Annotated in this window: 10 protein-coding genes and 4 tRNA genes; 1 reads left to right on the top strand and 13 read right to left on the bottom strand. The window is 48.6% G+C overall.

Translation table 11 applies throughout. The features are described 5' to 3' along the window. Positions 1-15 precede the first annotated feature (15 nt). Positions 16-1,482: a nicotinate phosphoribosyltransferase gene (locus EKM75_RS06115; RefSeq protein WP_125692968.1), complete on the bottom strand. Its 1,467-nt coding sequence runs from the start codon at positions 1,480-1,482 to the stop codon at positions 16-18. A gap of 160 nt (positions 1,483-1,642) precedes the next feature. Between EKM75_RS06115 and EKM75_RS06110 the strand changes: the two genes are divergently transcribed. Next, the gene (locus tag EKM75_RS06110) at positions 1,643-2,377 is read left to right on the top strand and encodes a WecB/TagA/CpsF family glycosyltransferase (RefSeq protein WP_125692966.1); all 735 of its coding nucleotides are present in this window, start codon (positions 1,643-1,645) and stop codon (positions 2,375-2,377) included. Positions 2,378-2,930: 553 nt separating this feature from the next. Here EKM75_RS06110 and EKM75_RS06105 read toward each other — a convergent pair. The 12 genes from EKM75_RS06105 to EKM75_RS06050 form a co-directional block, all read right to left on the bottom strand. Beyond that, a complete protein-coding gene (locus EKM75_RS06105) occupies positions 2,931-3,632 on the bottom strand; it encodes a GntR family transcriptional regulator (protein WP_125683778.1) in 702 nt (233 codons plus the stop codon). A 35-nt stretch (positions 3,633-3,667) separates the two neighbouring features. Then, positions 3,668-4,810 (bottom strand): N-acetylglucosamine-6-phosphate deacetylase, encoded by a 1,143-nt coding sequence (gene nagA / locus EKM75_RS06100; protein WP_125692964.1) that lies wholly within the window; start codon positions 4,808-4,810, stop codon positions 3,668-3,670. 119 nt (positions 4,811-4,929) lie between these two features. After that, complete coding sequence (gene proC / locus EKM75_RS06095) at positions 4,930-5,733, bottom strand: pyrroline-5-carboxylate reductase (RefSeq protein WP_125692962.1); 804 nt, start codon at positions 5,731-5,733, stop codon at positions 4,930-4,932. A gap of 2 nt (positions 5,734-5,735) precedes the next feature. Continuing rightward, the gene (locus tag EKM75_RS06090; RefSeq protein ID WP_125692960.1) at positions 5,736-7,694 is read right to left on the bottom strand and encodes a S9 family peptidase; all 1,959 of its coding nucleotides are present in this window, start codon (positions 7,692-7,694) and stop codon (positions 5,736-5,738) included. A gap of 210 nt (positions 7,695-7,904) precedes the next feature. Continuing rightward, positions 7,905-11,006 carry a leucine-rich repeat domain-containing protein gene (locus EKM75_RS06085; protein WP_125692958.1) on the bottom strand — a complete coding sequence of 1,034 codons (3,102 nt, stop codon included), beginning with the start codon at positions 11,004-11,006 and terminating at the stop codon, positions 7,905-7,907. A gap of 310 nt (positions 11,007-11,316) precedes the next feature. Beyond that, positions 11,317-11,388: transfer RNA gene (locus tag EKM75_RS06080), tRNA-Gln, on the bottom strand. Positions 11,389-11,398: 10 nt separating this feature from the next. Next, positions 11,399-11,481, bottom strand: a tRNA-Tyr gene (locus EKM75_RS06075). An 82-nt stretch (positions 11,482-11,563) separates the two neighbouring features. Beyond that, positions 11,564-12,364, bottom strand: coding sequence for a metallophosphoesterase (locus EKM75_RS06070; RefSeq protein ID WP_125693143.1), 801 nt, complete (start codon positions 12,362-12,364; stop codon positions 11,564-11,566). A gap of 86 nt (positions 12,365-12,450) precedes the next feature. Next, positions 12,451-13,932, bottom strand: coding sequence for a peptide MFS transporter (locus tag EKM75_RS06065; RefSeq protein ID WP_125692956.1), 1,482 nt, complete (start codon positions 13,930-13,932; stop codon positions 12,451-12,453). Positions 13,933-14,274: 342 nt separating this feature from the next. Beyond that, positions 14,275-14,592, bottom strand: a complete 318-nt coding sequence (locus EKM75_RS06060; RefSeq protein ID WP_125692954.1) for a PTS sugar transporter subunit IIB — start codon at positions 14,590-14,592, stop codon at positions 14,275-14,277. A 290-nt stretch (positions 14,593-14,882) separates the two neighbouring features. Continuing rightward, a tRNA-Thr gene (locus tag EKM75_RS06055) sits at positions 14,883-14,955 on the bottom strand. 28 nt (positions 14,956-14,983) lie between these two features. Beyond that, positions 14,984-15,056, bottom strand: a tRNA-Asn gene (locus tag EKM75_RS06050). Positions 15,057-15,137 lie beyond the last annotated feature (81 nt).

Raw genomic sequence — 15,137 nt, 5'->3', positions numbered from 1 at the left:
AGTTTTTGCTCGACTCTATTCGGGCATCTTTTGAACGTAATTATGAATTCCTTTGATAATAGCCATCTTCTGGTTGTAGCAGTCCTCGGATAAATCAACCGGGTACTTCTGCGGATTCAGATCCCGCTTGTACTCAGGCCACAAGTTAGCTAAGGCACCACGACAACGGTCCCGTGCAGCTTCCAAAGTTGGGAGCTCGTAAACCAATTGACCGCTTTCAAAAATCGGCTGTAAAATTGGCCGGGCGTTGAAATCATTGATAGTTTTATTAATGTAGGTGTAGTTGGGATTAAACATGAAAATGGACTCTTCACGTCGAGGATCCTCATCGATCAAGGTAATGTAGTCCCCTTCAGTCTTGCCGTCAGCCTTCTTGGTGATCCGCCAAACCTGTTTCTTACCAGGTGTCGTCACCTTTTCGGCATTGTTAGACAGCTTGATGGTGCCGTGCATGTTCCCGTCTTCGTCGGCAATAGACACCATCTTGTAAACGGCGCCCAGTGCGGGTTGGTCAAACGCCGTAATCAGCTTAGTCCCAATCCCCCAGACATCAATCTTAGCCCCTTGCATCTTCAAACTTTGAATCGTTTTTTCATCCAAGTCGTTAGAGGCATAAATCTTGGCATTTGGAAAACCAGCTTCGTCCAGCTCCTGCCGCACGCGCTTTGAAATGTAGGCCATGTCTCCAGAATCAATTCGCACGCCTTGGAAGTTGATCTTGTCGCCCATTTCCTTAGCCACACGAATGGCATTAGGTAAGCCACTCCGCAACGTGTCATACGTATCGATCAAGAAGACACAATCATGGTGGGTCTTAGCGTAAGCCATGAACCCGTCGTAATCGTTACCATAAGTCTGAATCAAAGCGTGAGCGTGAGTTCCACTGATGGGAATACCAAAAATTTTACCAGCACGCACATTAGAAGTCGCGTCGAAACCACCAATGTAAGCGGCCCGCGTTCCCCAGATGGCAGCATCAAACTCTTGGGCCCGCCGCGTCCCAAATTCCATCAGGGCGTCATCACCAGCCACTGAACGAATTCGTGCAGCCTTCGTGGCAATCAACGTTTGATAGTTCACGATGTTTAAAATAGCCGTTTCTACCAATTGGCAATCTGCCAAGGGGCCTTCGACTTGGAGTAAGGGTTCGTGGGCGTAGACTAATTCACCTTCAACCGCTGAACGAATCGATCCTCTGAATTTAAAATTGGCTAAGTAATTTAAAAAATCTTCTGAATAATCTTCAGCTTCTCGTAAGTAATCAATATCCGTTTGGGAAAAATGAAGATTTTCGATATAATGGACAATGTGTTCCAAACCGGCAAAGACGCCGTACCCGTTTCTAAACGGCATCTTACGGAAGAAAACTTCAAAGACGGCACGCTTATCTGCGATACCTTCTTCGTAATACGTCTGAATCATGTTGATTTGATACGCATCCGTATGCAGGGTCTGACTGTCGTCAGGATACAAATTCGTCATAATGAGCTACTCCCTTGGCTATCTTTCAAGCCAGACTATTTGTGTTTGTTTTTAAATCCAATAGGTACATTTTAGCATGAATCAAATTAAGCGTCATACAATTTAGTGTGGTCACGGAAGCTTTATTCGTTTCCATGACAATCTCGAAAGGAGCACCGCCATGCAAACTACATTTCCGACCGTCACGGTCCTTGATATTCCGTTCGTTAAAACGACCGCAGACGAGTTGCTCAAAGTTCTCAAGCAACGCATCGTTGACCAACAAAACACCTTCGTAGTTACGGCCAATCCAGAAATCGCGATGTACGCTCACGACCATCCAGACTACCGTGATCTGATACATACCGCCGACTTCATCACACCAGATGGCGTTGGTATCCTAGACGGGGCTAAGATTCTGAAGCAGCCCTTACCAGAACGCATCACCGGCTTTGATACGCTGGAAGCGTTACTGAACTGGGCCAGTGATAACCACCGTTCCGCCTACTTTGTGGGTGCTAAGCCAGTCGTCATTGCTCAGCTAAAGCGGGTGCTAGACGTCCAGTTCCCCGGCCTGGTTATTGCTGGTATGCACGACGGCTATTTTGAAGACGACGCCGAAATCATTGCTGACATTGCAGACAAGCAGCCCGACATGGTCTTCGCTGCGCTAGGTTTTCCAAAACAGGAACGGTTCATTAACGCCCACCGGCACACCACTAAGGGCCTGTGGATGGGCGTTGGTGGCAGTTTCGACGTGCTAGCTGGCGCCGTGGTCCGCGCACCAGAATTCTGGCAAAAACACCACCTGGAATGGCTGTACCGCACGGTCAAGGAACCTAAGCGGCTCAAGCGAATCGCGGTCATCCCCCACTATTTGCACCTAGTTCGGCGCCAAGCTAAACAGTCGAGATAGTTATATCTGCCTCCGGCTGTCAGGGATGGTCGCTGCTGTGGGGACCGCCTCCGGCCTGAGGGGCGGTCCTCCGGCTCAACTGTAGCTTTGCAACCTCAACTAAAAATACTATTTTCAAGGTGGCTGTGTCCGATGAATGGATATTGCCACCTTTTGTTTAGGCCTCATTTCATTGACATCTGAGGTCAATTCTAGTTAATGTACATCGTCCTAAAAGGACCTGAATTAGAACACCCCGACTAAACCTGCAGTGAACATAAATTTGCCACTGAAAACAACATGTAGCCGCAGGTTGTTAGGGGGGACGGTGGCCGTGTCGGTGGCGTTAAAGCGGGCGTTTCTCTCGGTTTTACACTACGGGACGAGCTTGGAGATTCACGGTTCTAAGTGAAGCTTCAAGTCGAGCTGAAGGACCGCTTCTCAGGCCGGAAGCGGTCCCCACAGCCACCGTCGCCCCTAACAACCGGAGGCAGCAGTTCATCACCATTTAGTTACAGCAAATGCCTCACAATCTCGTTAGCTAGACTAACCCTTTGTGAGGCATTTTTACTGACTATTTTTCCAAATAGAACTCAAAGCGTTCACCCACGTATTGCGTGCGAACGTATTCGAACGGCGTTCCATCTTGTAAATAAGTTACTTGCCGCAACCGTAAGATGGCATCTCCCCGCTTAATCTTGAGGTATTCTGCAATCCGTTCGGAAGCGGACATGGCGGAAACCGTCTGTTGTGCCTTGCCTGGATTCAAGCTCTTCTTATCCTCCAGTGCCCGGTACAGCGAGCTCGTAACTTCTTTTTTATTTAATCCATCAACCAGTTTTTCTGGAACAGTGGCCACTTCAAAACAGATGGGAACATCGTCGCCGTAACGAATCCGCTCCATCCGCAGGACCTGATCATCTTCCTTAAGCTTCAGCTTTTCAGCCTCACTCAGGGAAGGGTTCATAACGTGGTAAGAAATAGTCTTACTCGTTGGCTGTTTGCCTTGCGTCAGCATGAGGTCCGTAAAACTCGTGACCCCAGACATCTTTTCCTGTACTTTTTGGTTGGCCACATAGGTTCCTGAACCCACTTGGCGCTCCAATATTCCTTCATCGACCAGGGTTTGAATCGCTTGGCGCAGAGTCATCCGACTCACATCAAAATCTCGAGACAACTCTCGTTCCGATGGAATCCGGTCGCCAACCGCCCACTTTCCCGCTTCGATTGCTCGTTTGATATCATTATGAATTTGAATATAAATCGGTGAACTCACAGCACCCAACGTCCCTTCTCGAATCACTACAATTTTTAGTCTGTTGCGGCCTGAATATGACGACCTAAGCTATAAGTCGTTTCTACTTGCAGGTCTGAAGTTAACAAGTTTAAATCGGCATCGCGGCCCACTACGAGCTTGCCCTTTTGAGTCAGACCAAACTCTTCTGCTTGATTGACCGAGCTCATCTGCACGGCTGCGTCCACGTCACATCCGGTAAAGGCAATCACATTTCTGAACGCCTCATCGAAGCGTAAGACGGACCCGGCTAAGTTGCCACTCTCCAATCGCGCTTGCCGGTCCTTCACGATAACCTTCTGACCGCCCAATTCGCTAACCCCTTCGGGCATCCCCTTAGCTCGCATTGAATCGGTCACCAGTTCCAAACGATGTTGGCCCTTTTGTTCGTACGCAAGCTTGATCATATCGGGAACAATGTGGAACCCATCACAAATTAATTCGCAGTACAGGTTGTCTTCCAACATCGCATGCCCCGTTACGCCAGGTTCCCGGTGCCGTAAGCCACGCTGGGCATTGTACAAATGCGTAACGTGAGTGGCCCGACTGGTCAGGAGTTGTTCCCGGGTAGCATTGGAATGACCAACGGATGGCACAATGTTATTTGCCAAACAGTAAGCTTCAAAGTTCTTGGCACCGGCATCTTCTGGTGCGTAGGTAATCAGCTTGACCCGGCCGCCGGATAATTGATTCCAGTGGTCTAGCAAATGAACATCCGGATCTTTAATATACTTTTCTGGCTGAGCGCCCTTAAAAATCGCCGCAATAAATGGTCCTTCCAAGTGAACCCCCTGGATAATGGGGTTCCGTTCAGCAGCAGTCGCAATTCCACGCATGGCGTGGTCAATGGCCTCGTTAGACTGTGTCATGGTAGTTGGAAAAATCGACGTAATCCCTTCTTGCGCCATCAGGTTAACCATCTTATCAATTTGGTCTGGTTCCCCATCCATACTATCATATCCATAGCCACCATGGCTATGCACATCGATGAATCCGGGGACAATGGTCCGGCCCGTCACAACCTGAATCTCGTCAGCGGGAAGTGGCCGGAAATCCGCCACGGGGCCCACCGCTTCAATTTGTTGGTCGAACCGAATGTAGCCATCATTGATAACCTCGTCACCGGTATAAATCTTTGCGTGCTTTAAAACAATACTCATGAGTCTCCTCCTCATCAAATGTCACATTTAGTCAACACTGATATTATAATCGGTATAGACCAAAAAGGCAACTGACAGTCATCATAAATTCAGTTGTATCTAGCTTGAGCTACCGGTCGTTAGGCGGGACCCCCAGCATCCCGTTTGATGGTGGCGTCAATGCCTTTCACGACTGCCGTCATCAGACCAGCTTCTTCCATCGCCAATAACCCCGCAATGGTGCTACCACCTGGTGAAGCTACCTGGTCGATCAAAGCGAACGGAATCTTATCACTCTCCAATACCATTTTGGCCGAACCCAACGTGGCCTGGGCGGCAATTTGAGTTGCCTGTTCTTTGCTCAAACCATGCTTGACCCCGGCCCGACTCAGACTATCAATGAAGAAGTCAATGTAGGCAGGTGAACTCCCAGCCAGGGCACTGAAGACCCCAAACTGATCTTCCGCTAACGTGGTCGTCGACCCGATAGTGTTAAAGACCCGAAGTGCCGCAGTCAATTGATTGCCAGTCAGTTGATTATTCGCCGCGACCGCTGTCATCCCCGCACCGACCTCAACGTTAACGTTGGGCAGCGTCCGTAAGATCGGTAGGTCAGCGCCTACGACCTGACGCATCTCCGCCAAGGATAGGCCGGCAACGATAGAAATTAGCGTTTTCTCACCCGCAACTAACTGCGGTGCAATTTCCTGCAGTACCTTAACCGCCACGTTAGGCGTCACGGCCAGGACCACCAGATCACTATCTTGTGCCACGGCAACGTTGCTATCAGCCGCAACTAGTCCATGTTCTTGCGCATACGGCCCGTAACTTTCTTGCCGGTGGCTATGCACCAAAATATCCGCTGGTGCAAATGTCTGCGCGTTTAATAAGCCACCAATAATGGCTTTTGCCATGCCACCAACACCAATAAACCCAATTTTCATCGTTAAATTTCCTCCTCATGTGGTAAGTGGTCCTGGAACCACTGCTGAATTCGTTTTAACCGGTCGACCCGTAAATTGGGCAACCCCGACCGGGACAACTCATGGGTCGACTCCGGATAGAGAACCAGCTGAGTCTCCACCCCTGCCTCCTTAAGACCCACGTAGAACTCCTCACCCTGTGTTGCCGGACAACGTAGGTCATTGGTCCCGTGAAGTACCAACAGGGGTGTTGTGGCCTGCTTAACGTAGGCCAGCGGTGAGAAACGCCAGAGGGCTGAAATATCCGACATATCCTGCTGCAGCTCCCAAGGCGTAAAGTAGTAGCCAATATCGCTGGTTCCGTAAAAACTGATCCAATTTGAAATTGACCGCTGCGTTACCGCCGCAGCAAACCGACTGGTATGTGTTTCAATCCAGTTCGTCATGAACCCGCCGTACGAGCCACCAGTGACACAAAGCTGTCGCTCATCAATCCTTGAATCCAATGCCAGCGCCGCATTGACGCCCAACATGAGGTCTTCAAAGTCACCTTCGCCGTAGTGCCCAATGACGGCCGTTTCAAAGTCCTGACCGTAACTGTTACCACCTCGCGGATTGATGGTAATGACGCCATATCCCTGGCCGGCTAAATACTGCAGCTCATGGTAGAAGCCATAGCCAAAGTCCACCTGCGGCCCACCGTGGACGTAGAGTACCGCCGGATGTGTTGGCGTTTCCTGAACTGGCGGGAAATACCAGCCTTCAATCGGCCAGTCCTCGGCACCAGCAAACGTAAAACGTTGTCCAGCAACCAACGCGTGTTTTGCCTCGTAAGTCGCGTTCGGATTGACCAGCTGTCGTTCAACACCAGTTGCTACGTTCAACACGCCTAATCGACTCACATGGGTCATGGTCGTTTCGGTAAAGACAATGGTCTGGGCATCCACAACGCCAAAATCTGTAATCGCCCGGTCACCACCCAATAATACTCGCGCGGGTGCTGGATCCTGGTCTGATTGAACAACCAGTTGAACGCGGCCGTGAATATTTTCCAGAGTCAGTATTCGAGTCGGCGTCAGCCACGCCACAAATTGGTTACTCAGTCGCTGCTGGCTATCAATTGCCAGCATGTTGCCGACCTCAACGTCGCGGGTCGCCGTCACGTCAGTTAGTGCCGTCCCGTCTATTTTGACCGTCCAGGCGTGAAATTGGGAGACATTGGGAACGTGGTTATCCTGACCCCACATCACGACGCGGTCACCGGAGGCTGTCAGCCGTCCTTGACCAAAGCTTCCCGCGGGCAATTGCTGATTGAGCAAAACATCGCCTGCGCCAGCAAAGGAATGCCAGTAGACGCCAGTACTAAAGTCGTGTTCATCCAATGGCAAACGTTTCGTATCGTAGACCAGACCTTGATCACTAGCTGCCGTCACGTTAAACGCCGTTGATCGTTCTAAGACAACTGATTGATCGCGATTAGCACAATTGTACCGGATACACTGATACGTTAAGCCTTGTGGTAATAGGCCACGCCCATTTTCTTGATAATGTAAGTGATCGATCACGTGGGGCTCTGGCCAAGTCGGCTGCTCAATGGCACCAGTGGTCGTTTGAAAATACAACACGTCTGCATGAGTTTCCCACACTGGTTGTTGAACATCAGCATCGCCTCGTGTAACCTGTTCGGGGGCACCACCATCTAGTGGCACCATGAAGAGCTGGGTATGTTCCCCCACTTTTCCGGTAAACGCCAAGTAGCGATGACTGGGACTCAATGCCAGTTGTGCGACCTGCACATCTGCCGGGCTCCAACGACGCCGGTCACTCCCATCCTTCAGGTCAACGCTAAACACCGCTGCCACGGACTTATTCTGCAGTTGGTCTAGTTGACTTTCAACAAAGTAGACCCGTTGCCCATCACTTACTGGTTGAGCCAGCGGACGCAAGGCAAATAGATCCTCTGGTTGCACAGCTAACGCCATCGTAAGACCCCACTTTCCTCATTTGAAACGACAAATGGTCTGGAGCAATTATTAGTTTGACTTTAGCGAAATTCCGGGTACTTGTCAATTCTTTAGAGCGGCGCGTCATTGGGATAACCGTTCTCAAAAATTGGATAATAAAAAAGGAACTGGAAAATTCTCCAATCCCTTAGTCAAATAAATTTATTATTCTGAAGTAACCGTCAATGATTATGATTCGTGCTTGCGTTTAGTCAGGCCCAACCAGCTTAACGTGCTAAGCAATGCAACACCCAACGCTTGCCACCAGCCAAGTTGCTCACTGGTCTGTGGTAACGTGACTTGCTTACTAATAGTTGCCGCCTGCCGAGCGGGCTGTGTGGTCGTCGAAATGGTTTCCGTAGGTGCCGGCGCCATCATTGGCTTGAACGCTGCTACACTATTCTTTGGATAGGTCCCAATCGGCTTAACACTTGCTCGCCATTGCTGTGGTACCCGTTGCCCCAACCATTCCGTATCAATTGGCCGTCCCATTTGATGATGCTGCCAGTCAGGAACGTAGAGCACTGGCGTAATCTTAGCAGCCTTGTGGTCGTCGATCACGATAGGTACCTGAATGGTTGGTTCATCAGTGACGACACCAACATTTGGCGTCTCACCCGAGTCTACCGGCGTTGTGCCAGTATCTCCAGTCTGACCACCATCAATCGGTGTCGTTGGGGTCCCGGAATCATCCCCAGTATGACCAGTATCGCCACCAGTCGGTGTGGTTGGCTCTCCCTTAGTAGCAACCTTCGAAGTGTAGATGACGGCTTCATTCGGCGTAATGGTCCCATCCGGATTGACCGTTGCCTTAATTGAGGCCTTGTTAACAGTCCACCCCTCGAGCACGGGTACCTTGACCGAGATGATATTACCAACATATCCAGCAGCATCTTTGACCTTATCGGCGTGAATCTCGACCAACCACTCACCCATGCCTTCATCCTTCAAATTGCTTGGAATATCAACATCAGCAATAACGTAACGGTTTAAGACCAAAGTCAGATTCTTCACACCGTACCGGCCGGTATCAGTACTATCGGTACTCAGACTGACGGTAATTGTGCCGCCAATGAACCCAACAGGCAAGGTCAGTGTATCTGTCGCCGCATCGTAGTTCAGCATCTGTTGCGTATCAGTGTCCGTAAAGCTTAACCCAGCCAAGTCGAGATTGCTCAACCCTAACCGTTTCATAATCGCTTCACGAACATGATAGACCGCTGTATTGGTTTGACCATTGTTGGTCACCAGTGCGTCCACTTTAACATCATCTAGGTCTCGTTGCCCGGCAAACGCGTAGTCCCCAATCGTATTGATCTTGCCACTAGCATTGATTTCCTTGAGATTATTATAAGCAAATGAGTAATCCGCCAGACTGTTGACCGCGTCACCCAAGTCCAGCTTCGTTAGGTCGTTATGTGCAAAGGCATATTCTCCGACATCATGGAGCGTATCCGCTAACGTCAACGTTCCCTGTAACTGGTTGTTAGCAAACGCCTGGTCATTAATTGTATCCAGACTGGCCCCGCCGGTTAAACCGGTCAATTGATTGTTGGCGAAGGCTGATTTCCCAATGCTCTTCAAAACATTGGAAAGGTTCAAGACTCCACTTAACTCATTATTTACGAACGCGTTGACTTCAATGGTTGTCAGACCCGCTCCGCCCAAAATCTGAGTCAATTGGTTGTTAGCGAAGGCTGATTCTCCAATACTCTTCAACTGATCCGAAAGGGTAAATGACCCAGTCAAATCGTTGTCCAGAAAGGCTTCCTTTTCAATCGTTTGTAAGTTAGCACCACCCGTTAAACCAGTCAGGTGGTTGTTGGCGAACGCCTGCGTCCCAATATTTAAAATATTGGCCGGTAGGTTGAGTGTCCCTTTCAGTTGATTATCGGCGAACGTTTTACTGCCAATCCCAGTCAACTGATCATTCAAGGTGATCCCCGTTAATCGGTTGTCCCAAAAGGCTTCATCGCCAAGGTTGATCAATTTGCTGGGTAAGGTAAGTGACTTTTCGATAAGGTTATGGGCAAACGCTGCCGTCCCAATTGAAGTCAGGTTATCGTTTAGCTGAACATCCGTCAACTGGTTATTAGTAAACGCCTGGTCCCCAACGCTGGTGATGGTCGCTGGCAAGACCAACGTTCCTGTCAATTGGTTATTGGCGAAAACACCGGTGTTCAGCATCGTCAAACCGCTATCCAAGGTAACGCCTGTCAGCTGATTATTTTCAAAAGCCTGGACACCTAACAGCGTCAACGTATCTGGTAGCACCAGTTGTCCTTGAATTTGATTATTCTGAAAGGCACCACTACCGATCGAGACGACCTTCTGATTGAGAGCCAACTTCGTCATGGCATTGTTCTGAAAGGCATACGCCGCGATACCCGTTACATTGTCGGGAATCGTCAGGCTGGTAATGGCGTTATCGCTGAAGGCGTACGCATTGATGGCGCTCACTTGGTTTAGATCGACTGTCGTCAGTTGATTGTGGGCAAACGCACTTTCACCGACCGACCAAACACCATCTGGAAGTTTAATTGATTTCAGCAGATTATTTTCAAAAGCGCCGGCTTCTATCCATTGCAGATTCTTTCCGAACGTTACGGCAGTTAGTCCCGCTCCTTTGAAAGCATTAGTCCCAACCACCGTCACGGGCTTCCCTTGATAAAAGTCTGGAATCACTAAGCTGGTAGCGGTAGAGGCCGCCGCAGTCGCTTTGTCCGTATACCCCGTCAGAATGTACCCCGAGCCAGCGTCATTTAGCTGATAAGCTAATTGTGGTTGTACCGTTGCCGTGACTACTGGTGCAGCTGTGACTGCCATATCCGCAGGTGTTTCCTTAGTCGCTGCGGGGGCCGCTATCCGTGACCGGAAGTTCGAAGACGGTAACTTGCCAGACTGGGTTCCTGGTTTCGCTGGATCAGTAGGCTGATCCGTTTCTTTAGAAAGGTCTGAGCCTTTGGACAGACTCGAATCCTTATCTGGGACCTCGCCATTAACTAGCTGATCCGTGTTATTCTCATCACTCTGTTGATTATCGGCTCCCGCCCGCTTATCTTCTGAAGAGCTAGCTGGCGTCGCTGGGGTGGCACTTGCTGCTTGATTGGCTGATGCAACCTGCGTTTGTGGTGTCGACTCTGAATCACCAGCTGGAGCGCTGTTAGCACTTGCAACGATTCCGGTCAACATCATGCCAGCACTCAACCCAACCATGGTGGCGCCGGCATATAACCATTTGCAACTTGAATAGCCGAAATGTTTTGCTACGTGCCATTTTTGTTCGTACATGTCTGTGCCACCCCTTTACAATAAAAACGATTTTTTACAATTCAATTTATCCCGTACTAACCACATATACATGTTAACACCTTGAGCCAGAAGCTCAATTGCCCAGGGGGATAACGATTATGGCTATAATTTGATAGGGTCCTTTTGCATTTATTTGAAACGGATGTATAAAGAACGCTGACTGCAAGCCCGGCACCTACAGTTAATAGGTGCATGCTTACTTTTAGGGACAAAGTCCTTAATTTGTGACAAAAAAAGTTTTTTAAATTTAAACACAAAAAAACCAGCCACACACAGTGACCGGTCTAAGTTGGGCTAGCTGGGTTCGAACCAGCGCATCACGGGATCAAAACCCGTTGCCTTACCACTTGGCTATAGCCCAATAATAAAAATGGTGGGGAGTGGATTCGAACCACCGAACCCGAAGGAGCGGATTTACAGTCCGCCGCGTTTAGCCAGACTTCGCTACCCCACCAAAAAATGAATCGCCGTAACGAATCAACTTCACTATCATACAAAATTCTGCATAAACCGTCAAGAGGTTTTTGCATATTTTTTCATTTTAAGTCTAAAATTCTTAATCGTTGCCGCCATTCAGTCATATAATCCGGTTGCGACCATTCACTAAAACGCTTGTTCCGATAACCAACTGCTTGATCATAATAGATCGTTCCAGCAAGATGGCGCGGAGCAAAACGTCGGTGGACGTGGCCAAATTGTGTGATCACCACATGATATTTGGCTAACAGGTCTCCCAACCGGGGGCTACCTAACAATGCGTTAGCCATGTTCCAGAAACGATCATCTCCGGTAATTTTGATATAGTCACGGCGCGGAACGAAATGTGTCATAAACAAGACGCGTTTGCCAACCTGCTGAGCCGCCAGTAATTGCGCCTCAACCTGAGCCAACACCCCATCCATCCGTTCGGGGTCCGTCATCGGTTGGGTAATTGCGGCGTCGACCCAAAATGCCCGTTTCCAGGTTAAAAAGTTCCGACCTGTCAGGTTGTCGGCAAATAGATAGTCATACCAGCCATTATTGCCAATTATCCGCCAGTTTGTCCCCGGTACGTCTAAATACCCGCGATGAAGATAAGTTGGCCCCTGAGGCGATTCTAGGCCCGCATACGAGATGTCATGGACCATATCGTGATTGCCCGCAATAAATTTCACTTGAGCCGGTGCCAATTGGCTCTGCAAGTCCTGAGTAAACGCCAACGATTGGGAAAAGTGATTACTGATATCTCCCGCAATCAAATAAATACCAACTCGTTGCTGCTGCAAGTAAGCAGTCTGCTGCCGAGCCACAACACGGGCGTCTTGATGATTGATGTCTAAATGTAAATCGCTGATCATTGCCACACGAACCACGGAAACCTACCCCCTTCCACAAAAAAAGTGCCACTCCGTTTAAGAGTAGCACTTTCCGCTTTAAATAATGACTATTTAATCCCAGCCATCAAATTCTTAATTGGTTTAACCAAGGCAAACATAATCAACCCGGCAACAATGGCGACAATCGCCACGCCTAAGAAGTAGTTACCTTCATTACCTGGCGTGTAGAACTTAACGATTTGTGAGTTCACGGCTTGCCCAGCAGCGTCGGCCAAGAACCACATACTCATCATTTGAGATTGGAAGGCTTTTGGCGCCAACTTGGTCGTCACGGACAATCCAATTGGTGAAATCAGCAATTCGGCAATTTCGACAACTGCCCAGCTACCAACCAACCAGAGTGGGCTGATGCGAGCACTAGTCCCAAACATCGTGACAGGAATCACCATAATCAGGTAAGATGCCCCAGCAAATAACATACCAGTTGCAAACTTAGCTGGAGAACTTGGTTGTTTCTTACCCCAACGGTTCCAAAGAGCAGCAAAGAATGGTGTGTAAATCAAGATGAACAATGGGTTTAACATCTGGTACCAAGCTGGCAAGATGTGGATTCCCATGAAGTGGTTATTCGTTTGGTTAGCTGCGAACAGTGCCAATACGGACGACCCTTGTTCTTCAATCGCCCAGAAGATCATCGCAGCGATGAACAGGCCTAAGTAAGCCCAAACGTGCTTCCGTTCAGTTGGTGTAACCTTTTTACTGGTTAAGAAGATGACAAAGTAGACAACTGGTGCAGCGAGAGCAATGATCGACAGCAAGAGCACGAAGTTGTTTAAGTTCAATGAACCCAATAAGTACATCAGAACAACGACTAAGGCAAAAGCAATCAATCCAAGGGAACTCCGAACAGACAGCTTCTTCATGTCACCTGGTTCCAGTGGGTCACTTGGGTACAAGCTATCCTTACTCAGGTACTTGTTACCACCAAGCCAGTATTGAACTAATCCTAGGAACATCCCAATAGCGGCTAATGAGAACCCAAGGTGGAAGTTGTACTTCAACCCGAGCCAACCGACTAACATTGGTGCCACCAACGACCCCAGGTTAATCCCGAAGACGAAGATGGTGAACCCAGCGTCTCGTCGAGTGTCCCCTGCATCATACAGGCCCCCAACCATTTCAGAAACATTTGGCTTCAACAGCCCAGTCCCTAAAACAATCAGCAGGATCGAAATAAACAGCGCAACGCTCCCAGCAGGAACAGACAACGCAATGTGCCCAAACATGATGAGAACCCCACCAATGAACACTGTCCGCCGACTACCCCAAACACGGTCACTAAGGTATCCACCCAAAACTGAGGATAAGTAAACCATTGACCCGTAGATGGACATCACTGAAGCAGCGGTCGTCTTGTCAAAGCCTAAACCACCCTTAGTGACAGAGTAGTACATGTAATAAATAAGGATGGCACGCATCCCGTAGTAACTGAACCGTTCCCACATTTCTGTGAAGAACAAGGTTGATAACCCGCGCGGTTGACCGAAGAAGGTTCGGTCCTGGCTGGTTGATTCCGGTTTGTTATTCAAAACTATAATACCTCCATAGCATCTGCAAAAATGAATAATTTTATCATCCGTAACGCCAATCCAAAATCCCTTGGCAGCGGTATCTCATAGACCTCTAATAAAACATAGTAGTAATTATACTGCATGAAGTACCGTTACGCAACGACTTTCGCAACCGCACCCGCTCTAATTAGCGGCATAGCGCGAAAAAACAATGATGAAATTATTAGCCATCTCATGCAATCTTCTTATTTTTTATTCATTCTCCTTATCGTGTGATTATCAATTTCGTTATGAATAAAATCTCGCAAATAAAAAACGTGCGTCGGGTTTTAATCAACACACGTTTCTTCCATATATATGTTATGCAGGCATTGGAGCTAAGTCCAACTGCTTGCAGGCAAATTTGACTAAGGCTTGCCCATTCAGCCATCCATAGACATCGTTGGGAATCAAAGCAGTCGGCACCTGAGTATGCAGAGCGGCAGTTTCCACGAGATCAGCAGCTTGTGGGGCCAGTAAGACCAAGTCTTGTTCCGCCAGCATGTCAGCTGTCAGGTCATCAACGGTGCTAGCTGTGAAAGCCAAAGCTACGTGACGTGTCTCAGCAACTCGTTTAGCTTCACCTAAAAACAGTCGACTTGAGTTTTCCTTACCGGATAATAATAGAACATTCTTCATAATTAGTTCTCCCCTTCACGTTCTTCTTCATGAATTAAGAATAGCACTTCGCTACCTATACCACAATAGGTCAATGGAGAAAATCAATATTTATTTAGTTCGCCTTATTTACTGGTGCACTAGTGTTTGTATGCTCTATACCAATCACTCTTGATTGGATATACCAATTTGGTTGTGACTGTAATCGTTTTCTTCCTGACATGGTCAAGTTAGGTCCATCGGTTGACCACGACTACTAAATATTTTTAGACACAAAAAAAACACCAGTCATAAGACTGATGATTATCTGATGCCGGCTGAGGAATTCGAATCCCCGACCCTCGGTTTACGATACCGATGCTCTACCAACTGAGCTAAGCCGGCATAACTCTGGCTAACTGGGTTAACCCGACTCCGGCAGGCGGGCTCGAACCGTCGACAACCTGATTAACAGTCAGGTGCTCTACCAACTGAGCTATGCCGGAATAATTCGCGTAGCGACGTCCTATCCTCGCAGGGGGCGATCCCCCAACTACTATCAGCGTGCTGAAGCTTAACTTCCGTGT

The sequence above is a fragment of the Levilactobacillus tongjiangensis genome, assembly GCF_003946345.1.
GTDB lineage: Bacteria > Bacillota > Bacilli > Lactobacillales > Lactobacillaceae > Levilactobacillus > Levilactobacillus tongjiangensis.
Note: the sequence above shows the minus strand (reverse complement) of the source record. Positions and strands in the feature narration are given on the sequence as shown.

What these genes read in the sequence shown, in the direction of transcription:
- EKM75_RS06115 (WP_125692968.1), bottom strand. Translation starts at nt 1,482, where the DNA reads ATGACGAATTTGTATCCTGACGACAGTCAGACCCTGCATACGGATGCG.
- EKM75_RS06110 (WP_125692966.1), top strand. Translation starts at nt 1,643, where the DNA reads ATGCAAACTACATTTCCGACCGTCACGGTCCTTGATATTCCGTTCGTT.
- nagA (WP_125692964.1), bottom strand. Translation starts at nt 4,810, where the DNA reads ATGAGTATTGTTTTAAAGCACGCAAAGATTTATACCGGTGACGAGGTT.
- proC (WP_125692962.1), bottom strand. Translation starts at nt 5,733, where the DNA reads ATGAAAATTGGGTTTATTGGTGTTGGTGGCATGGCAAAAGCCATTATT.
- EKM75_RS06090 (WP_125692960.1), bottom strand. Translation starts at nt 7,694, where the DNA reads ATGGCGTTAGCTGTGCAACCAGAGGATCTATTTGCCTTGCGTCCGCTG.
- EKM75_RS06085 (WP_125692958.1), bottom strand. Translation starts at nt 11,006, where the DNA reads ATGTACGAACAAAAATGGCACGTAGCAAAACATTTCGGCTATTCAAGT.
- EKM75_RS06070 (WP_125693143.1), bottom strand. Translation starts at nt 12,364, where the DNA reads ATGATCAGCGATTTACATTTAGACATCAATCATCAAGACGCCCGTGTT.
- EKM75_RS06060 (WP_125692954.1), bottom strand. Translation starts at nt 14,592, where the DNA reads ATGAAGAATGTTCTATTATTATCCGGTAAGGAAAACTCAAGTCGACTG.